The sequence below is a fragment of the Pseudomonas sp. NBRC 111132 genome (genome assembly GCF_001320565.1).
In the GTDB taxonomy this organism is placed as follows: Bacteria; Pseudomonadota; Gammaproteobacteria; order Pseudomonadales; family Pseudomonadaceae; genus Aquipseudomonas; species Aquipseudomonas putida_P.
On record NZ_BCBI01000021.1, the window covers coordinates 1 to 21,144 of the forward strand.

At 63.4% G+C, this 21,144-nt stretch carries 10 protein-coding genes; 5 read left to right on the forward strand and 5 right to left on the reverse strand.

Translation table 11 applies throughout. The annotated features are described in order from the left end of the window. Nucleotides 1-8,187 (reverse strand): peroxidase family protein (locus APH35_RS12165; protein WP_060514858.1); only part of this gene is annotated, 8,187 nt, incomplete at its 3' end. Nucleotides 8,188-8,732: 545 nt separating this feature from the next. Here APH35_RS12165 and APH35_RS12170 point away from each other — a divergent pair. The 4 genes from APH35_RS12170 to APH35_RS12185 all read left to right on the forward strand — a co-directional run bounded on the left by APH35_RS12170 (nucleotide 8,733) and on the right by APH35_RS12185 (nucleotide 14,083). Next, nucleotides 8,733-10,469, forward strand: a complete 1,737-nt coding sequence (locus APH35_RS12170; protein WP_012272975.1) for a type I secretion system permease/ATPase — start codon at nucleotides 8,733-8,735, stop codon at nucleotides 10,467-10,469. A 6-nt stretch (nucleotides 10,470-10,475) separates the two neighbouring features. Then, a complete protein-coding gene (locus tag APH35_RS12175; protein ID WP_060514859.1) occupies nucleotides 10,476-11,816 on the forward strand; it encodes an HlyD family type I secretion periplasmic adaptor subunit in 1,341 nt (446 codons plus the stop codon). Between the two features lies 1 nt (nucleotide 11,817). Further along, nucleotides 11,818-13,146 (forward strand): TolC family outer membrane protein, encoded by a 1,329-nt coding sequence (locus APH35_RS12180; RefSeq protein WP_012272977.1) that lies wholly within the window; start codon nucleotides 11,818-11,820, stop codon nucleotides 13,144-13,146. 73 nt (nucleotides 13,147-13,219) lie between these two features. Next, nucleotides 13,220-14,083 (forward strand): sensor domain-containing diguanylate cyclase, encoded by an 864-nt coding sequence (locus tag APH35_RS12185; protein WP_060514860.1) that lies wholly within the window; start codon nucleotides 13,220-13,222, stop codon nucleotides 14,081-14,083. Between the two features lie 33 nt (nucleotides 14,084-14,116). Here the strand turns inward: APH35_RS12185 and APH35_RS12190 are convergent, their stop codons facing one another. From APH35_RS12190 to APH35_RS12200, 3 genes are all read right to left on the reverse strand, one after another. Further along, the gene (locus APH35_RS12190) at nucleotides 14,117-16,543 is read right to left on the reverse strand and encodes a TonB-dependent receptor (protein WP_082425784.1); all 2,427 of its coding nucleotides are present in this window, start codon (nucleotides 16,541-16,543) and stop codon (nucleotides 14,117-14,119) included. 107 nt (nucleotides 16,544-16,650) lie between these two features. Further along, on the reverse strand, nucleotides 16,651-17,634 hold the full coding sequence (locus tag APH35_RS12195; protein WP_060514861.1) for a FecR domain-containing protein: 984 nt from the start codon (nucleotides 17,632-17,634) through the stop codon (nucleotides 16,651-16,653). Beyond that, nucleotides 17,635-18,147: a sigma-70 family RNA polymerase sigma factor gene (locus tag APH35_RS12200; protein WP_012272981.1), complete on the reverse strand. Its 513-nt coding sequence runs from the start codon at nucleotides 18,145-18,147 to the stop codon at nucleotides 17,635-17,637. Between the two features lie 90 nt (nucleotides 18,148-18,237). Between APH35_RS12200 and APH35_RS12205 the strand changes: the two genes are divergently transcribed. Next, the gene (locus APH35_RS12205; RefSeq protein WP_060493911.1) at nucleotides 18,238-18,906 is read left to right on the forward strand and encodes a class I SAM-dependent methyltransferase; all 669 of its coding nucleotides are present in this window, start codon (nucleotides 18,238-18,240) and stop codon (nucleotides 18,904-18,906) included. A gap of 136 nt (nucleotides 18,907-19,042) precedes the next feature. Here the strand turns inward: APH35_RS12205 and quiC are convergent, their stop codons facing one another. After that, nucleotides 19,043-20,950: a 3-dehydroshikimate dehydratase QuiC gene (gene quiC, locus APH35_RS12210; RefSeq protein ID WP_060514862.1), complete on the reverse strand. Its 1,908-nt coding sequence runs from the start codon at nucleotides 20,948-20,950 to the stop codon at nucleotides 19,043-19,045. Between the last annotated feature and the right edge of the window lie 194 nt (nucleotides 20,951-21,144).

The window sequence follows — 21,144 nt, forward strand, 5'->3', positions numbered from 1 at the left end:
GAGGATGTCATCGCCGCCACGGCCTTCGATCAGGTCGCTGCCGCTGCCACCGAGGATGATGTTGCCGCCATCGTAGAATGTCGCACCCGCCGCCAGCAGGCTGGACAGGCCGTTGATCAGGCTGATGTTGGTCAGCACGCTGCCCGTGGCGCCATTGGTCGGCAAGCTGGCGGCATCTTCGTTGTCACCGCGCAGGAAGTCGCCATGGGCCGAACCCGACAGGCCCTCCATGATGTCGAAGCGCACCAGCGCCGAAGCGCCCGAACCCGGTACTGGCGGCACATCGAAGAAGCGGTCGCTGTAGTCGATGGTCACGCCTTGGGCCAGGCCCTTGAAGGTGGCCCAGTCGTAGCCCGAGCCGCCGATATAGCGGTCGCCGAAGCCCAAACTGCCGACCATGATGTCATCGCCGCCTTCACCGTTGAACTTGTCGTTCTCGTTACCGCCGATGAACACGTCGTTGCCGATGATCGGGTCGTTGCCCAACGGGTCGAAGTTATCGCCAGGCGCACCGTCCGAGGTGCCCTTCTCGATCCAGTCGTCGCCTTCGTTACCCATGTCCTGCTCGTTGGCCTTGCTGCCCAGGATAAAGTCGTTGCCCTGGCCGCCGATGGCTTCGGAGGCGTCTTCACCGGTGACGATGAAGTCGTTGCCGAAACCGCCGATGATCAGGTTGACGCCATTGCCGCCGTGCAGCACATCGTTGCCGTCGCCGCCCTGGATGTTGTCGTCACCGCCCATGTCGCTGATGATGTCGTCGCCGGCACCACCGCGCAGCTGGTCGTTGCCGTCACCGCCCTCGATGCGGTCGTTGCCGGCATCGCCCCAGACCGTGTCGTCACCCTCGCTGGACACCAGGATGTCGTCACCGTTGGTGCCGCCCAGCACGATGTGCTCGGCACCGGCATAGCGGATGTAGTTGCTGTCCGGGCCAGCCGTCAGCGGGCTGTCGCGGAACACCACCTGTTCGCCGTTTTCGCCCAGCGGGTCGGCATGACCAAGGCCGTCGTTGTATTGCTTGCTCTGGTCCAGCTCCAGGTACAAGCCTGGGTCGGAGAACACCAGGCCCGGCAGGTGGGTGGCCGAGGTGTTGGCCATGATCAGCTTGGCGAACGAGTTGCTTTCCAGCTCGGCGTTCATCGACAGGCCAGAGGTGCGCTCCAGGTAGTAGAAGCGGTCACCGTCCTGCAGTTTCTCCATCTGGTTTTCGAACACGAAGTTGAAGGTGCTGCCGAGCATGCCACCGAACGGGGTCTTCTCTTCGGCCAGGCCGCCGATCCACAGGTCGATGGCATCGACACCGGTGATGGTGACGGCCTTCAGGTCGTCGGCAGTACCCAGCACACCGTCCTTGCCGGGCAGCGTCACATTGGCCCAGGCGCCACTGCTGTTGAGGAAGTCCAGGCGGTCGGCCGGCGCACCCTCGCCGCCGAACACCAGGGCCATGGCCGCAGCGCGTTTTTCCAGCAATGTGGTGGCCCCGGTGATGCTGCTGTGGGTGCCATAGGCCGCGATGAAGTTGATCAGCGACTCAGGGTGCTTCAGGTGCTGCACCAGGTCGACCCAGCTGGTGTACGGCTTGAGCTGGGTATCACCGGTTTGCCCGTAGACATCACGGCGCACGGCGTTCAGCGAAGGGATGCCAACGTCGCGACCACGGGCGATGTTGATCGCTGGCAGGTCCAACGGCAGGCCGAGCAGGTTGTTGCGCAGCGCTTCGGTGACGAACTCGTCGATCTCGTTACCGCCCTGGCGGGTGACGCCACGCACGATGGCGCTGGTGGCGTCCTCGGGGGTAACGCCACTGGCGGCATACGCCAGCGGGTTGAGGAACGCGGCGATCAGGCCCAGTTGCTGGTCGGGGTTGGCGCTGGCCGGGTCCTTGATGACGTTGAAGTCGATGTCGAAGCGGTCGACAGTCTCGGTCAGCATGGAGTGGCCGAAACGGTAGACGGTGTGGGCGAACTCGGCCACGATCGACGCGTCGAGGTCGACGTCGTACACCTGGGTCGGGGCAAAGAACAGGTCGACCCGTGGCTGCACGGTACGGGCGAACTCCTCGAACACCAGATGCTGGTATTGCATCTCGGTACCGAACTTGGCCGCCTGGAACAACCGCTCGCCGTTCCATACCAGTGCGTCGATCTCGGCCGGGGTGACCGGCAATGCGGTGACCGGGTTGAGCAGCCATTCGTTGAGGAACGCCAGATCGTGCGAGTCGAGCACGGTGTCCATGGTCTGCGCCACCAGCCGGTTGTGCTCGGCGTGGAAGATCGCATGCACGGCAGTCAGGCCGATGTTCTCGTTGACCCGACCGTCGCCGGCGATGTAGTGCGCATCCAGCAGTTCGTTGTCGTAGGCCAGGTTGGCACCGGTCTGCGGGTTGACCGGCACGGCGTTGCCAACGGCGTTGTCGGCGTCCGGCGCCAATACCCCACCACTGAACACCGGCACAGCATTGTGGGCAATGTCGGCGAGGAACTGGTGCCCGGTACGCACGGCGTTGGTGAGGCTGATCGGCGCCAACGGGTTGCCTTCGACCTGCTGGTCATCGGCCGTGCCGGCAATGCCGTCGAGGCCCTTCATCACCACCATGGGGTAGCCGTTCGGCCCCTTGATGAAGTTGCCGTAGGCGTCGGTGGCCAGCAGCGGCACGTTGTCGACGTCGGCATCGGTCAGGTTGATGCCGAGCAGGTCGCGGGCCTGGGCCTTGACCACCTTCCAGGTCGCCATGCCGCCGATTTCGGTATCGTCGGCGGTGCCGAACTTGCCATCGGCGCCCAGGTCGCGGTTGGTGATCAGCCGGCCAGTGGCAACGGGGCCGTCGTCGGTCATCACATAGGCACGCAGGAACACCTGGTGCGAAGGGTGCGAGCTGTAGGTCTGGTTCTGGTCAACGAACGGCGTAGTGGTGTTGGTGTGCTCGTGGATATCGTCGGCGTTGCCGAGGATGCCATCCGGCCCTGGCAGGTTGGTGGCACGGGTCACCACCATGAAGTTGGTGAAACCACCCTCCACGTACAGCGGGTCATCCGGTTGCAGCGGGATGTAGATGGTACCCGAGCCGCCCTTGGTGACCAGGTCCAGGCCATGGTCGAAGAACTGCCCGAAGAACGTCATCCAGGCGTTGAACGGCGCGGACAGGCCGGCATCGGCAGCGGTGTTCTCGAACAGGTACACATCGTGGTCGTCCGTGGTGCCGAACTGGCCATCCATACCTGGGCTGGCGACGATGCGTACGCCATCCTTGAGTACGTCATCGTTGCCAGGCGCGCCGAAGTTGAGCACGCCATCGGCACCTGGGTCATAGGCGGTGGCATAAGCTGCCGGGTTATTGGAGGTCTGGTCGACGATCAGGTTGCTGATGGTGCGCGGCTGCGAGTCGAACACCGGGCCGCTGGTCTGCTGGTACGACGAGCCGGGAATGGCCGGCGAGCCAGGGCCGAAGAAGCCGGCCGGGGCGCCTTCCGCGGGGTTGAACACCGGGTCGGTCAAGCGCGGGAAGACATTGTCGGCGGCACCGAACTGGGTGTTGTTGTGGCCATTGAGGTTCATCAGGTTGTTGTTCGAGCCATCGACCGCCCGCAGGCCCAGGGGCGCGCGGATGTTGGGGATCAACGAGAGGATGTCCTGCCCGGCGGCATCGGCTTCGGCGATCTTGATCTGGGCCAGGATGAAGTTGAGGTCGGAGCGCACCATGTGCAACCCCTCCCCCCCTGCCGTGGCGTCCACCACCGGGGTGGCCGGCGTCGGCACCACGGGCGCACCGGGCTGCACAACGGCCGTTGGCGCAGAGAACAGCACTTCGGTGGTGCCATGGGCGTCCTGGTAGATCGCCTTGACCCGCAGGCTCAGCCCGGCCAGGTCTGGCGATACCTTGAACGAGGTGCCATCGGCGCTCTGGAATGCCAAGTCGCCGGCCGGCAGCAGGATGATGTCCTGGAACACACCGCTACCGGGATCCGCCTCGAACTGCCAGTAGTACGACACCGAGCGGTCGGCCAGCGTACCCAGCGGGTTGCCTGCGCTGATGTTGTCGGCGTCACGCACACCGGCCACGCTCACCGTAAGCAGATCACCTACCGTAATGGCAGCACCGTTGCCATCGGTGATGGTCGGGCTGCCCGTGGGTTGTGCGTTCACGCCTGTCACCAGCACGCGCTGGCTGTCGGCGAACTGCAGGCGTTCGATATGCAGCAGTGTATCGACGCCATCGCGGCCCGCCACGGTGTCGGTCACCGTCCACACATCATCGGCAACATCGGCCGTGCCTTTGGTGTTCTGGCTCACTACATATTCGCTTTGCACCCCCGAGAAAATGGCAGTGTCAAAGGCCGCGCCGCCCGTCGAGGTGCCAGGCAAAATTTCACGCACAGCCTTCAGCTGGCCTGGGTTGTAGGTGCGATCGAGCATGAACGGGATCATGTCGACCATGCTGTCGAAGCTGGCGATTTCGGGGCCGGTGTGGTTGACGTCACCCGGCGCGTACACGGCAATGCGCACGTTCAGCCATTTGTCACCGTCGATCAGGTCATCGCCGCCTCGGCCTTCGATCAGGTCGCTGCCATTGCCACCGAGCATGATGTTACCGGTGGCAAAGCCCGTGGTAGGCAAGCCCGCATCGGCCAGGAACTGCTGCAGGCCACGAATCAGCGCCACGTTGGTCAGGGCGCTACCGGTGGCGCCACCATGGTTGAGGATGGTCACGGCATCGACATCATCGCCCTTGAGCACGTCGGCGTAGTTGGAACCGGACACCCCTTCGACCTCGGCAAAGCGGTCGAGGATACTGGCCGGCGAAGCACCGACCGGGTTGAACACGCCGGCGTTCTGGTTCGGTGCATTGCCATGGGGCTGGGCCAATGCGGCCAGGCTCAGGTCCACGGTGACACCGACCTTGTCGTTCTTGTTGGTAATCCAGTCGAAGCCGGACATGCCGTCCATCTTGTCCTGGGCATCGCTGCCGACGAAGATATCGTCGCCGCCCTCACCGATCATTTCGTCGAAGCCACCACCGCCGACGAAAATGTCGTTGCCGACCACTTCGTCACCCAGCAGCGGTGCAAAGTTGTCGCCGGGCGCACCGTCCTGGGTGCCCTTCTCGATCCAGTCGTCACCCTCGTTGCCGGTCGGTGGCAGGTTGGTCTTGGCGCCGAGGATGAAGTCGTCGCCCTGGCCGCCGAAGGTGGTGGAAATGTCTTCGGTGGTGATGATGAAATCCTGGCCGTCACCGCCCAGGATCAGGTTGCCGGCTGCCAGCATGCTGCCGGCGACGATCACGTCGTTACCGGCGTTGCCCTCAAGACGGTTGTCGCCGAACGAGTCGGTGATGATGTCGTCGCCGGCACCGCCCAACACCGCATCGTTGCCCGCACCGCCTTCAAGCACGTCGTCACCGGCATCGCCATAGACGGTATCGTCGCCGTCGCCAGAGATGATGATGTCGTTGCCGGAGGTGCCACCCAGCACCACGTGATCTTCGCCGGTGTAATGCAGATAGTTGCTGTCTGGCCCGACGGTGTCGGGGTTGTCGCGAATCACCAGCGGTACGATTTCCACGCCGTTGATCTCGATGCCGCCAGTCGGGTCGGCCTTGCCGTCGGCGCCCAGCCCGGTGAACTGGTTGGCCTGGTTGACTTCGAGGGTGAAGGTCGGCGTGAGGAACACGGTATTGGACAGGTGGGTCACGTCGGAGTTGAGCATGATCAGCTTGGCAAAGGAGTTGTTTTCCAGTTCCGTCCCGAAGTTCATGCCCGCCGTGCGCGACAGGTAGTAGAAGCGGTCGCCGTTCTGCAGCGCTTCCAGCTGGGTCTCGAAGACGAAGTTGAAGCTGGAACCCAGCATGCCGCCAAAGGGCATTTTTTTCTCGGCCAGGCCGCCGACCCAGAAGTCGATGGCATCGACCCCGCTGACCGTCACCCCGGCAATATCGTCAGCCGTGCCGGCGATGCCGTCTTTGCCGGCCAGCGTCACGTTGGCCCAGGCACCGGTGCTGTTGAGGAAGTCCAGGCGGTCGGCCGGCGCACCCGCGCCGCCAAGCACCAGCGCCACCGCGGCAGCCCGCTTGGCCGCTTCGGTGGTGGCCCCGGTGATGCTGCTGTGGGTACCGTAGGCGGCGATGAAGTTGATCAGCGAGGCCGGGTGCTTGAGGTGGTCGGCAAAGTCGGCCCAACTGATGTAGGCCTTGAGCTGGCTGTCACCGGTAGCGCCATAGAACTCGCGGCGCGCCTCGTTCAGGCTGGGGATGCCGGTGTCGCGGCCACGGGCGATGTTCAGCGCCGGCAGGTCGAGCGGCAAGCCGAGCAGGTTGTTGCGCAGGGCTTCGGTGACGAACTCGTCGATTTCGTTGCCCAGCTGGCGGGTAACGCCGCGAATGATCGCGCCTGCCGCTTCGTCGGCGGTGGCACCGCTGCCGGCGAATGCCAATGGGTTGAGGAACGCGGCGATCAGGCCCAGTTGCTGGTCAGGGTTGGCTGGGTCGCCGGAGACTGGGTTGAACGATGGGTCGAAGCGGTCGACAGTTTCGGTGAGCATCGAGTGGCCGAAGCGGTACACCACATGCGCGAATTCGGCGAGGATGGCCGGGTTGATCGAGGTGTCGTAGCCATTGGGGGCGAGGAACTCGTCGATCTGCGGCTGGATGGTGCGAGCGAACTCTTCGAACACCAGGTGCTGATACTGCATTTCGGTGCCGAACTTGGCGGCCTGGAACAGCCGCTCGCCGTCCCACACCAGGGCGGCGATGCCGGCGGGCGTGGTGGGGATGGCGATGACGTCATCGATCAGCCATTCGTTGAGGAACGCCAGGTCGCCTGCGGCCAACAGGGTGTCCTTGGTCTGCTGCACCAGGCGGTTGTGCTCGGAGTGGAACACGTGGTGCACGGCGGTCAGGCCGATGTTTTCGTTGACCCGGCCGTCGCCTGCGATGTAGTGGGCGTCGAGCAGTTCGTTGTCGTAGGTCAGGTTGTTGCCGCCTGGGCCCACTGGCTGCACGTTGCCGACGGCGCTGTCGGTGTCGGCTTGCAGTACCCCGCCAACCTTCACCGGCTCGGCATTGTGGGCGATATCGTCGAGGAAGCCATGCCCGGTACTCACGGCATTGGCCAAGCTGATGGGCGCGGCGCGGTTGCCTTCGACCAGCGTCGTGACGTCGTCGGCGGTACCGGCGATGCCGTCGGCGCCGTTGTTCACGCGCATGACCACCTGCGGCATGCCGTTGGGCCCACGCAGGAAGTTGCCGTAGGCATCGGTGGCCAGCAGCGGCACGCTGTGCACATCGGCGTCGGTGAGGTTGATGCCCAGCAGGTCGCGCGCCTGGGCCTTGACCACCGCCCAGGTGGCCATGCCGCCATTTTCGCTGTTGCCGTCGTCGGCAGTGCCGAATTTGCCGTCCGCGCCAAGGTCGCGGTTGGTGATCAGCCGGCCGGTTGCCACCGGGTCACCTGCGGCGTCGAGCATGTACTCACGCAGGAACACCTGGTGCGAGGGGTGCGAGCTGTAGGTCTGGCTTTGGTCGACGAAAGGCGAGGTGGTGTTGGGCTGGCCATCATCGGCGGTGCCCACCACGCCATCGGCGCCGGCGGTGCGGACGGCGCGTGACAACACCATGAAGTTGGTCGGGCTGCTGGCGTTGTACAGCGGGTCGTCCGGGCGCAGCGGGATGAACACGATGTCGGTACTGCTCTTGGTGACCAGGTCCAGGCCATGGTCGAAAAACTGGCCGAAGAAGGTCATCCAGGCATTGAAACCGGCAGTCAGGCCCACGTCCGGCGACACGTTGGGGATGAAGAACACCGGTTTGTCGTCGGCGGTGCCGAACACCCCGTCGATGCCGGGGCTCATTACCGGGGCGGCGCCCCCGTTGGCCTCGACTGCAGCCGGGTTGTTCGCCGTCTGGTCGACGATCAGGTTGCTGATGGTACGGGGCTGCGAATCGACAACATTGCCGGTGCCTACATAGTTGGCACGGTAGGAGGCATCGAGCAGACGCAGGAATGAGTTGTCGGCGGCACCGAACTCGCTTTGTCCGGCCACCAGGTTGTTGTAGCTGCCGTCGACGGTGCGCAGGCCAAATGGCACCTGGCTGTTGGGCAGCAGGTCGATCAGGCTGGCGCCATCTGCGTGGGCTTCGGCGATGAAAATTTGTTTGAGAATGAATTCCAGGTCCGACTTGCTGAAATTGGCCATTGCAATTGCCCTCGATCTTTCGGGAGAAATCACAGGGCAACAGGGTCCATCCCGCGCCCAGTCAGTGTTGACGTGCGCAGTATCTGGTCATGGGTTCTGGGGACAGGTGGGCGGTGCAGTACGGGCGCCACTGGCCTCATCGCCGGCAAGCCGGCCCCCGCTGACACAGCGGAGGCCTTGTTAATTGTGCGAAACAGCGGTGTAACGCACATGTATCGGCCCCAGCTCGCACAGGGCCCGAATACATCAGACTAAAGTCGTAGGCGAAAAGCTTGTCAATATCCCGTCAAAAATATCGCTCACCGATGATAATGCGATGCAACTAACTGTTTTCACGGCACTTATGAAAAGTTCAAAGTATTTATAGAGCAAAAAGATATTACCGAATATTTCGTTGCAACCTACGCTCCAGCATGTGGGAGCAACGCAGCGATTTGGACTATTCGCCCTGAGAGCGACCCGTCTGCGCGCCGACCAAGAAGCCACAACTACCGTTGTACGGGGGCCGCAAGGGCTTCCCGCTTAGCGATAAAGGGAGGCCCCCGATGCCTAAGCCACCGCGCACCCGCTCCGAGCTGGCCGACGTGTTGTTTCGCTTGCGTCGCAGCTTTTACGCCCTGGCCGCCTTCAGCGGCGTGATCAACGTCATGATGTTGACGCCAGCCATTTACATGCTGCAGGTGTACGACCGCGCCCTGGTGAGCCGCAATGTCACGACCTTGGCCATGCTTACCCTGCTGGTGGTAGGGCTGTTCCTGCTGATGTCGGCGCTGGAGATGGTCCGCACCCGGGTGCTGATCCGGGTCGGTAACTGCCTGGACATGAACCTCAACCGGCGCCTTTTCAGCGCCGCCTTCGAGCGCAACCTGAACCGCGCCGGCGGGAACCCGGCCCAGGCACTGCAGGACTTGGCGCAGGTGCGCCAATTTCTTACTGGCAACGGCCTGTTCGCCTTCTTCGACGCGCCCTGGACGCCGATCTACCTGCTGGTCTGTTACCTGATCCACCCGTGGCTTGGGCTGGTGACGACAATCGGCTCGCTGATTCTGGTCGGCCTGGCCTACCTCACGGAAAAAGCCACGCAAAAGCCCTTGGCCGAAGCCAACCAGGCGGCCATGTCGTCGGCCAGCTACGCCAACAACAACTTGCGCAACGCTGAAGTGATCGAGGCCATGGGCATGCTGCCGGCAATCGGCAAGCGCTGGTACCAGGGCCACTTGCGCATCCTGCAGATGCAGACCCTGGCCTCCGACCGCGCGGCACTGATCAGCAGCACCGGGCGCTTCGTGCGTATCACCTTGCAGTCACTGATTCTTGGCACCGGCGCACTGCTGGCGATCGAGGGCAAGATCACCCCCGGCATGATGATCGCCTGCTCGATCCTGACCGGCCGCGCATTGGGCCCGGTGGAGCAGGTGATCGCGTCCTGGAAGCAACTGCTGGGCTGCCGCCTGGCCTGGGGCCGGCTCAACGACCTGCTACAGGACTACCCGCAACGGCCACCGAGCATGTCCCTGCAGCGCCCGATGGGCATGCTGGCCGTGGAAAATGTGATCGCTGGCGCCCCCGGCAGCAGCACCAGCATCGTGCGCGGGGTGAGCTTCAGCCTGGCCCAGGGCGACAGCCTGGGCATCATTGGCCCCTCGGCCTCGGGCAAATCCACCCTTGCCCGCCTGCTGGTGGGGGTGTGGCCGACCCAGGCCGGCAAGGTGCGCCTGGACGGTGCCGACATCTTCAACTGGAACAAGGCCGAACTGGGCCCGTGGCTGGGCTACCTGCCACAGGACGTGGAGCTGTTCGAAGGCACCATCGCCGAAAACATCGCACGCTTTGCCGAGGTGGACAGCGACGCGGTGATCCGTGCTGCCCGCAGCAGTGGCGTGCATGACATGATCCTGCGTTTCCCGCAGGGCTACGACACCCGCCTGGCCGCCGACGGCAGCCCGCTGTCCGGTGGCCAGAAGCAACGCATCGCCCTGGCCCGCGCATTGTACGGCGAGCCTAACCTGGTAGTGCTGGACGAGCCAAACGCCAACCTTGATGACGTCGGCGAAAAGGCCCTGGTCGATGCCCTGGCCGAACTCAAGACGCGCGGGGCCACGGTGGTCCTCATCTCTCACCGGCCTAACGTGCTGTGCGCGGTGGACCAGATACTGATGCTGCGCGACGGTGGAGTGCACATGCTCGGCAGCCGCGACGAAGTGTTCGCAGCCTTGCGCAAGGCTGCGGTGATTCCGGCGACCGCGGCCGCCCCGCTGGCTTCGGTGAAAGTACGGGAGTAACCGATCATGCAGATCATTCAGCACGCCGAATTGATCCCCGCCGAAGCCAACAACCTGATCGACCTGGATGCAGGCCGTCCGGCACGCTGGGGCGTATGGATGGTCATTGCCGGCTTTGGCGGCTTTCTGCTGTGGTCTTGCCTGGCGCCACTGGATGCCGGGGTGGTCGCCACCGGCACGGTCAAGGTCACCAGCAACCGCAAGGCGGTACAACACCTGAGCGGCGGCACGGTCGAGGCGATCCTGGTGCGCGAAGGCGATGTGGTGAAAAAAGGCCAGGAAGTGGTGCGCCTCGATGCCCTGCGCGCGGTGGCCGAACAAGGCGCGCTCAGCGCCCAGTACATCGTCAGCAAAACCGTGGAAAACCGCCTGGAAGCCGAACGCGACGGCCGCGACAGCGTCACGTTCGACCCCGCCCTGCTCGAACACTATGGCAGTGACCCACGCTTGCTGGCAGCCATGGACCTGCAGCAGCGGCTGCTCGACACCCGCCGCGCCGGGCTCGCCGGTGAACTGAGCATCCTCGAAGAAAACCTCACGGCCTCGGCGGTGCAACTCAAGGGCCTGCAGCAGGTATACGGCGCCCGCGCCTCGCAGATCGGCTTCCTCAACCAGGAACTGCAAGGCACCCGCGTACTCGCCGCCGAAGGCTATGTGCCGCGCAACCGCCTGCTGGAGCTGGAGCGCAGCAATGCCGACCTGGCCGCAGGCCAGGCCGAAAACCTCAACAACATTGCCCGGGCGCGTAGCCAGGCCACCGAAATCAAGCTGCGCATGCTGCAACGCCAGCACGACTACCTGAAGGAAGTGGAATCGCAACTGACCGACACCGCCAAGGAAAACACCACCCTGGCCGACCGGTTGCGCGCGCTGGACTATGAAGTGACCCACACGGTGATCCGCTCGCCCATCGACGGCATGGTCCAGGGCCTGAGCATCGCCACGGTCGGCGGCATTATCCAGCCAGGTGCCAAGATCATGGAAGTGGTGCCGCTCGACCAGCCGCTGCAGGTCGATGCGATGATCCCGGTACAGGCCATCGACAAGATGGTGCCAGGCCTGGCCGTAGACATCGCCTTCCCGGCTTTCAACCATGCTCAGACGCCGAACATTCCGGGGCGGGTGAAGACCATTTCCGCCGACCGCCTGCTCGACGAAGAAAGCAAGCAGCCGTTCTACCTGGCCCAGGTGGAAGTGACGCCAACCGGCATGGGGCTGCTGGGCAGCAACCATATTCGCCCCGGCATGCCCGCCACCGTCACCATCAAGACCGGCGAACGCAACCTGCTCAGCTACCTGCTCAAACCCATGCTCGAACGCGTAGACGCCGCGTTCAAGGAGCAATGACATGAAACGCCCATGCCTGCTGTTGTGCCTGTTGGGGGTGGCCGTTCAGGCCAGTGCCATGGACCTGAAGGAAGCCTGGGACCTGTTGCAATACCAGGGCCCGATCTACCGCGCCGCGGTGCATGAGAAACAAGCCGGCGGCGAGAACCGCGCCATCGGTGAGGCGGGCCTGCTGCCGCAGATCAACGCAGCGGCCTACTTCAACAGGGTCAATGGCAGCCAGCGCCAGAATGGCCAGGACAACGACCTGGACTACGACTCCAAAGGCGCCAACGTGCGCCTGCGCCAGCCTCTGTTCAACAAGCAGAAGATGGCCGAGTACCGCCAGGGTCAGCAACGGGCCGACTATAGCGTGGCGGTGTTCGATGCCAAGAGCCAGGACGCCGCCGTGCGCCTGGCCGACGCCTACTTCGATGTGCTGCTGGCCAGCGAAACCATCACCCTGGCCAAGGCCAAGTTGAACGCCTTCGAAGAGCAACTGGCCTCGGCAAAGCGGCGCAAGGAGCTGGGGGCCGGCACCATCACCGATGTCGACGAATCGGTGGCCCGCCGTGACCTCGCCGAAGCCGACCTGATCGAGGCCCAGGACAACCTGATCAACGCCCGGCGCAAGCTGGAGGAATACATTGGCGAAACCCCGCAGTCGCTGACCACCCTGCAGCCAGGCTTCGCCACGCCGCCGCTGATGCCAGGCAACCTGCAGGACTGGCTGGTGAAAGCCCAGGCCGACAGCCCGCTGATTCATGCGCGCCGGCACAACTACGAGCTGGCCGAAGAAGAAGTCAACCGCGCCCGCGCCGGGCACTACCCCACCCTGGATTTCGTGGCGGGCTATACCGCTGGCAGCAGCCAGTCGATATCCGAGTTGAACCAGCGCAACCACTACAGCTCGATCGGGCTGGAGCTGAACATTCCGCTGTACAGCGGCGGCAGTACGAGCGCCCTGACCCGTCAGGCCAGCGCCAACAGTTCCAAAGCCCTGGACGAACTCGACGCAACGCGCCAGGAGGTGATTTCCGACACCACCCGCGAGTACCGTGGCGTGCAGAGTGGCGCCTTGCGCGTTCATGCGCTGGAAAAGGCCGTGGCCTCCAACGAACGCTCGCTGACTTCGACCCGCAAGGGCTTCAAGGAAGGCGGCACCAGCACCAATTCGGACGTGCTCAACGCCGAGGAACTGCTGTATGACGCCCGCCATGATCTGTTCGAGGCCAAGTTGAACTACCTGATGTCACGGTTGCGCCTGGCCTCCTCGGTGGGCAGCCTCGGGGATGACGATATCGAACAGGTCAACAGCTACCTGGGGCCGGAACTCATGGTGAGCAACTGACGCTGACTTCCCATAGCTGCGACGCATTTCTTCGCGCTATGATCGGTCACCCTTGCCGCGGACGTCCTGAACCATGCCCGTAGACCTGCAAGCCTTGTACCCCAGGCTGATCCACCTGATGCTGGATACGGTGTTCGTGGTCGACAGGGACAACCAGATCGTCTTCGTCAGCGATGCCTGCGAAGTGTTGCTGGGCTACAAAGCCTGCGAACTGGTTGGCACACCGATCACCGACTACATGCACCCTGACGACCTTGCAGCCACGCGCGCCTCTATTGTGCGGGTGATGAACGGCCAGGCGCACTACGACTTCCGCAACCGCTATGTACGCAAGGACGGCGGCGTCGTGCACATCCTGTGGGCAGCCAGCTGGTCCGAAGAGGCTCAAGCGCGTATCGGTGTGGCGCGGGATGTGACCGCCTTGCGCCAGGCCGAAGATGAACTGCGCTTCCTCGCCCATCACGACCCGCTGACCCGGCTGGCCAACCGGGCCATGTTCAATGAACGCCTGGACACTGCCCTTGCCACGGCACGGCGACACGATCACACGCTGGCGTTGCTGTTTCTGGACATCAACGACTTCAAGGAAATCAACGATGTGCACGGGCATGCCGTGGGTGACCGGGTGCTGTGCACGCTTGCACGGCGGCTGGAAGGTTGCGTAAGTGCAACCGACACGGTGGCGCGCATGGGCGGTGACGAGTTCACCGTGCTGTTGACCGACTGCCCATCGCCAGAGGCCATCGCCGAGCAGGTAGCCCGTATTCTCGCAGCCATGGCCGAGCCACTCGGCATGGAGTTGTCCGGCATCGACGCGCCCTCCTGCAGCATCGGCGTGGCGTGCTTCCCTGAAGATGGCCACGATGCCGACATGCTGCTGCGCCATGCCGACGGGGATATGTACCGGGTCAAGCGAAAACACACAGCGACCGGGTAACGATACCCCCTGCGCTTTGGCACCGGGCCTGCATCAGAAGTCTACCGTGGCCGACAACTGCAACGCCCTCGGGTAACCCGGCGATATCGCGCCGTACGAAGCTACGCCCGACCAATACTCGCGGTCGAACACGTTCTGCACCGTTGCCCGGAATGTTGTAGGGCGGCCATCGATCCGGGTGGCATAGCGCGCCCCAACGTCGAACCGTGTCCAGGCATCGAGTGCCTGGGTATTGGCCTGGTCGATGTACTGGCTGTCGGTATAGATAGCACCACCGGTCAGCGTCACGCCCTCAGCCCAAGGTGTATCCCACTCCGCCCACAGGTTGGCCTGCACGTCCGGCACGCCGACCGCTTCGTTACCCTTGTTGGCGGGGGTTGCCGAATCCGTCAGCTTGCCGTCCAGCACCGTCACGCCGCCCAGCAACCGGGTGCCCGGTGCAACCTCACCGAACATGCTCAGCTCGATACCGCGGTTACGTTGCTGGGCCTCGACCGAGAAGCGGCGGTCGGCGCCAAGCTCACCGCTAGGTTTTTCTATCTGGAACACCGAAACTGTGGTCATGAACGTGTTGTGTTCGTACTTCACACCCAGCTCGTGCTGTTTGGTCTTGTAGGGTGCAAAGGCATCACCGCCATTGGTTGCCGTGTCCGGTGCGATATCGCCTTTGCTCAAGCCTTCGACATAGTTGTAGTACAGCGCGACGTTTTCCCACGGCTTGACCACCACGCCTACGACGGGGGTAATTGCACTGTCGTTGTAGCGCGTGGTGAACACCCCCGCTGTGTAGTTGCGCGACTCGATTTCCTGCCGGCGCACCCCCAGCGTCAATTGCACGCGGTCGTCGAGTACCGACAAGGTGTCTGTCAGGGCAACGCCGGTCAGCTCGGACTCAGACACCCGGCTCACCTTCGGCGCAGCGATGTATTGCTTGGGCACATCCACCGGGTGATAGATGTTCGAAACGATCTCCTTGCCGAAGTTGATGCCGCGTGACAGCTCATCCTGGTAGCGGGTAGCCATGGCCGTTACCGTATGATTGACCGCTCCGGTTTCAAACAGCGCACGCAGCCCCACATCGGCGGTGGAACGATCGACGTTGAACTTGTAGTAACCGGGGGTGTTGCTGGTGTCGCCCGCCGCATTGAGAATTTTCGGTACTTGGTCGGACATCCGCGCCACATCTGCCCTGCCGCCACCGGCATGTGCAAACACCGTCAGTGAGTCACTGATGTCATATTCTCCACCCAGCAACGCTGATTGTTCGCGGGTATTCGACCAGCCCCAGTCCTGCGGCAGGTTGGTTCGACCACTGGCGGCAGAGGGCACACCGAAGCCAGGCGCTACGGTGAAGGGCCGCGAGGCGGCATCCCAACGCTCTTTCTGGCTGATGAAGTCCAGGTTCAGGCGCAAGCGCTCACCTTGATAGTCCAGGGCGATGGCGCCAATGTCCAAGGCACGCTGCTGGTCATCGATAGCCGTGTCGCCCTGGGCGAGGCTGCCGTTGAAACGCACGCCCCATTGCCGCTGGTCCCCGAAACGGCGGCTGATGTCGAGGTGGCCACCCACCTGGGTGTCAGAGCTGTAGCTGGCGGTGACACGCGTCAAATCCTCGGCGAGCGCGCGTTTGGGCACGATGTTGATCACGCCGCCAACGCCGCTGTTCGGGGAAATACCGTACATCAAAGCCCCCGGCCCCTTGAGCACTTCTACCCGCTCGGCATATTCGGTGAACACGCGGTAATTGGGGGCAACCCCGTACACACCATCGAACGCCTGTTCGCCCAGGTTGCCTTCACCCACCGGGAACCCGCGAATGAAGAACGAATCGACGATGCCACCCGTTTGCCCGGTAGAACGCACAGAAGGGTCACGCTCCAGGGCATCGGCCACGGTAACCGTCTGCAGGTCGGCGAGGGTTTTTGCGGTGTAGCTGGTAACGCTGAAAGGCGTATCCATCACGTCCTTGTTGCCAAGCATGCCTAGCCGCCCACCCCGCGCAACCTGCCCCCCGGCGTAGGCTTCAGGCAAGGTTTCGTGGCGTATGCCATTGGCTTCGATGGTGGTAGCGGCCAGCGTGAGGCTATCACCACTGCTTGGCTGGCGGATCAATTGATAGCTGCCGTTACTCAGCTCCACCAGCTCAAGGCCGCTGCCGGCAAGCAACTGGGCGATACCATCCCGCGCCGAATAGGCGCCGCTAAGCCCGGGGCTGTGCAGGCCATCGGTCAATGCCGGTTCAAACGAAAGCGCAACGCCGCAAGCCAGCGCGAAACTGGACAAGACCCGCCCTAGCGGGCCCGGGGCAATCTGGTAAGTGCGGATGGCCACCGCGTCCAGGGGCTGCGCGACAGCTGGCAGCAACTGGCCAACCCCTGCCACCAGAACTGCGCCAAAAAGGGAGCCGCGCACAGCAACAGCTAAAGCACGCTTACGGAATGGACGACTTGCAACAGGCATGAAAGGCGGGTCCTTCTGGCTGGGAATGGAAGTGTTCATTCCTGTTGCCAGCCGAGATTGAAAAAAGTATCACCCGGGTAGCCGTTTTTTTTGCTGTACCTTGCATTTCAGGGCTGCGCGGGAGAAAGCAGGGTCCAGTAGCCATTCATGTGCGCGGAGACCTGCAAGGCATAGGTCGACTCCAGCATGCTCAGGCTGCGCCTGGTATCGCTGACCGGAAAGGCCCCCGAAATGCGCAGGCCGGCAATACGAGGGTCGCAGCGAATGAAGCCCCGTTGGTAGCGCGCCAGCTCGGCCACAAATTCGTCCAGCCGCATGCTGTCTGCCAGCAGCATGCCTTGGGTCCAGGCCGTTGCAGTGAGGTCGACCGGCATGGGCCGGCCGACCTTGTGCGCATTGAAATCAACACGCTCGCCGGCCTGGACAACGGCGCCTGCATTGGCGCCTCCACCGGCGGGTTCGATGCGAACGGCCCCTTCGACAACGGCCAGCCAGGTGCGCCCATCCCGCTCTCGCACACTGAAGCGAGTACCCAAGGCTTGCATGCGCCCTTCCCGTGTTCCCACCCGTAGGGGCCGCGCCGGGACCACGATGTCGGGCGCAGTCTGCACCAGGATTTCACCGCGGCGCAGTTGAATGAAACGCTCGTTGCCATCGAAGCGGATGTCGATTGCAGAGTCGGTATTGAGGTAGACCTGCGTACCATCGGCCAGGGTGAGCTGGCGGCATTCGCCTACGCTCGAGCGATAGTCGGCGGCCCAACCATGTTGGTCGGTCAGCCTCCAGCTGGCCCAACCTGCCGGAAGCACGGCCAGCAGCAACGCCACCCGGCTGATCATCGCCCGACGGCCGGGGTCGGCCGGGCGGTCGAGTGCCGACATCGACAGCGCCGGCGGTAGACCTTCCAGCTTGCCCATCAGCCGTTCGGCACGCTGCCAGGCCTGCGCACGCGCCGGGCTGCTGCTGCGCCAGGCCAACCAGTCGGCCCGTTGCGCCTCGGTGACATCACCGGCACTCAGGGTCATCAACCACTCGGCCGCTTCTTCAAGCACTTCGGTATCCGCCGGGCCGGCACGCTGGACATCGACCATCTAGTCGACCAGCCTCAAGCACTGGAGAAACGCCTGTTTCATGTAACGCTTGATGGTGATGAGCGATACCCCCAGCTGTTCGGCAATGGCTGCGTACTTCATGCCGCCCAGCTGGGATAGCAGAAACGCGCGCCTGACCAACGGCGGCAAGGTGTCGAGCATGGCATCTATCTCGTGCAGGGTTTCCAGAATCAGCAAGCGGGCCTCGGGCGAAGGCACCTCGGGTTCCGGCAAGTGTTCAAGGGCCTTGAGGTAGGCACGCTCCAGCGATTTGCGCTGGCACCAGTTGGCTAGGATGCCGCCTGCGACACAGCTCAAGTAGGCGCGTGGCTCGTCAAACACCACGGTCTTCGAGGCCAGAATGCGCGCGAAGGTATCCTGCACCAGGTCGGCTGCATCCACCGCGTTGCCCAGGCGCCTGCGCAATCTGGCATGCAGCCAGCCTTGGTGGCCGTTGTAGAGTGCCTCTACATTGCGCAGGTGATTGTCGGAGCCAGGTAGCACGTCGCTCATGGGGGCGATTCTGTTTGCGCAAGTGAGAATTGTTTTCAATATTAAGGTAGCGTTTCAACGCAACGCAAGTTCAACTACCGGGACACCACCATGTCTGACCCTGAAAGCACCCTGCTCGACAGTTGGCAGCACAACGCCCAGGCCTGGATCGATGCCGTGCGCAGCGGCGCCATCGAGAGCCGCCGGCAAGTCACTGACCAGGCCATTCTGCTGGCCATCCTCGGCCGTCAGCCCGAACGGGTACTTGACCTGGGCTGTGGCGAGGGCTGGCTGCTGCGCGCGCTGGACGACCGTGGAATCGAGGCTGTGGGCGTCGATGGTGACAGGGCTCTGGTGGATGCCGCACGTGCTGTGGGCGCCGCCGAGGTGCACCTGGCCAGCTACGCACAATTGGCCGAGGGCCAGGTTTACGTGGGCAAGGGTTATGACCTCGTTTGTGCCAACTTTGCGCTGCTGCACCAGGACATCATCCCGCTGCTGGCGGCAATGAATGACCTGCTGGTGCCGGGCGGCGCACTGGTGATCCAGACGTTGCACCCATGGAGCGTGGCCGGTGGGGATTATCAGGATGGCTGGCGGGAAGAATCATTTGCCGGTTTTGCGGGGGATTGGCAACCGATGCCGTGGTACTTCCGTACCCTGGCCAGCTGGCTGAATGCGCTGGACATGGCAGGGTTGAGGCTGGTCAGCCTGCAGGAGCCACAGCACCCGCAGAGTGCGGTTCCGCAGTCGTTGTTGCTGGTGGCTGAGCGCCGCTGATGCATACACGGTCGGTGTAGGAGCGGCCTTGTGTCGCGATGGGCCGCTAAGCGGCCCCAGGTTCTGTGTCGCGGCATCAATTTTTGGGGCCGCTTTGCGGCCCATCGCGACACAAGGCCGCTCCTACACGTTGGGGTCAGAGGACCGGCTTGCGCGCCGCGCCGCTACGGGCCTTGGCCATGGCCGCCAGGCGCACCGCGACGTTGGCCGCGCCGTAACCGGCATAGCCCCCCTTGCGCTGGATGATTTCGAAGAAGAAGCGCTCTTCGAACGGTTCGGTGTACACGTGGAACAGCTCGCCGCCCTGGGCGTCGCGGTCATACAGCACGTTGTAGTACGCCAGCTCGCTGAGGAACTCGTCGTCGAAATCGAAGCGCGCCGCGAGGTCATCGTAGTAGTTGAGCGGGATTTCCAGCAGCGGAACCCCGGCCAGCTTGGCCCGTGCCACCTCACGGAAGATGTCATCACAATCGAAGGCGATGTGGTGTACACCCGACCCCCGGTAGCTGGACAGCGCATGGGCAATAGCCGTGTTGCGGTTTTCCGAGATGTTCAGCGGCAGGCGCAGGGTGCCGCACTGGCTGCGCAGGGCGCGGCTCTTGACCAGGCCATACGGGTCGGGCAGCACCACTTCATCGTCGGCGGCAAAGTCGAACAGGCTCTTGTAGAACAGCACCCAGCTGTCCAGCGACTCGGCCGGCAGGGCCAGCGCCATATGGTCGATGCGGCGCAGGCCGCCAGTGGCAGTGGCGCTCTTGTCCAGGCTGAAATCGGTGTCGTACAAGGTATGGCCAGCAGTGCCCTGCTCCACCAGGTACAGCAGGCTGCCGTCCGGTGCACGTACCGCGGGTACTTCGCACTCGTTGGGGCCGACCAGGCCACGGAACGGCTGGCCACGGAAGGCGGTGGCGCGTTTCAAGGCGGCTTGCGGATCCTTGACCCGCAACGCGGTGGCGCACAGCGACGGGCCGTGGGCCTCGAAGAAGTTGTGGCCGAAGGAATACGGTTCGGCGTTCAGGACAATGTTGATATCGCCCTGGCGCAACAGTTGAACGTCCTTGCTGCGGTGCTTGCCGGCTTCGGCAAAGCCCAGGCGCTTTAGCCAGTTGCTCAGGCGCGCGCCGACGGCTTCGTCGACCGCGAACTCGAGGAACTCCACCCCATCATAGGCGCTGGCCGCCGGCGGGGTGAACAGCACGCCAGGTTCGATCAGCGTGTGTTCCTGCTCCAAGCGCAAGCGGGTCTGTTCTTCGAGGTACAGCAGCGAACGCAAACCGTCGGCGGCATTCTGCCGGGTCGGCGCGGCGCGGAAGCCGTCGTTGAAAATTTCCAGCGACAGCGGCCCACGGTACCCCGTGGCAAGGATCGGCGCGAGGAAGCCGGCCATATCCATTTCGCCCTGCCCTGGGAAGCAGCGGAAATGGCGGCTCCACTCCAGCACATCCATGGCCAGGATCGGCGCGTCGGCCATTTGCACGAAGAAGATCTTGTCGCCTGGGATGTCGCGGATCGCGCTTGGGTCGCCCTTCAGCGACAAGGTGTGGAAGCTGTCAAGGATCACCCCGAGGGCCGGGTGGTCAGCCTGGCGCACCAGGTTCCAGACTTGCTGATAGGTGTTGACGTGGCGGCCCCACGCCAGGGCTTCGTAACCAATGCGCAGGCCGCGCTTGCCGGCATGCTCGGCCAACAGACGCAAGTCGTCGACCAGCAGTTGCTCATCACCCAGGGCATCGGCCTGGACGTTGCTGCACACCAGCACCAAGTCGGTACCCAGCTCCTGCATCAGGTCGAACTTGCGCTCGGCGCGGTCGAGGTTTTTCTGCAGGCGGTCGCGGCGGCAACCTTCAAAATCACGAAACGGCTGGAACAAGGTGATGGCAATGCCCAGGTCGGCACACATCTGACGCACCTGGCGCGGGCTGCCAGCGTAATAGAGCAAGTCGTTTTCGAAGATCTCGACGCCGTCAAAACCGGCGGCGGCGATGGCTTCGAGCTTTTCCGGCAGGGTGCCGCTCAAGGACACGGTAGCGATCGAACGCTGCATGGCGGGAGTTCCTTGTTGTTAGAAAATTACGGTGCCGGTCAGGTAGAAACCACGGGCACAGTTTATGGCACGATCGATTATTCGCAGGTAAAGTCCTCGCTTCAATTCATTTGTACGGAATGGTTAGTTTTTCGTTCGATTATCGCACAAAACCCGTTTTGGCGAATTGCTAGACCGCTGGCCCGTGGTCAACA

Excerpts from the sequence above, each read along its gene's own strand:
- APH35_RS12170 (WP_012272975.1), top strand. The coding sequence starts at position 8,733 with ATGCCTAAGCCACCGCGCACCCGCTCCGAGCTGGCCGACGTGTTGTTT.
- APH35_RS12175 (WP_060514859.1), top strand. The coding sequence starts at position 10,476 with ATGCAGATCATTCAGCACGCCGAATTGATCCCCGCCGAAGCCAACAAC.
- APH35_RS12180 (WP_012272977.1), top strand. The coding sequence starts at position 11,818 with ATGAAACGCCCATGCCTGCTGTTGTGCCTGTTGGGGGTGGCCGTTCAG.
- APH35_RS12185 (WP_060514860.1), top strand. The coding sequence starts at position 13,220 with ATGCCCGTAGACCTGCAAGCCTTGTACCCCAGGCTGATCCACCTGATG.
- APH35_RS12190 (WP_082425784.1), bottom strand. The coding sequence starts at position 16,543 with ATGCCTGTTGCAAGTCGTCCATTCCGTAAGCGTGCTTTAGCTGTTGCT.
- APH35_RS12195 (WP_060514861.1), bottom strand. The coding sequence starts at position 17,634 with ATGGTCGATGTCCAGCGTGCCGGCCCGGCGGATACCGAAGTGCTTGAA.
- APH35_RS12200 (WP_012272981.1), bottom strand. The coding sequence starts at position 18,147 with ATGAGCGACGTGCTACCTGGCTCCGACAATCACCTGCGCAATGTAGAG.
- APH35_RS12205 (WP_060493911.1), top strand. The coding sequence starts at position 18,238 with ATGTCTGACCCTGAAAGCACCCTGCTCGACAGTTGGCAGCACAACGCC.
- quiC (WP_060514862.1), bottom strand. The coding sequence starts at position 20,950 with ATGCAGCGTTCGATCGCTACCGTGTCCTTGAGCGGCACCCTGCCGGAA.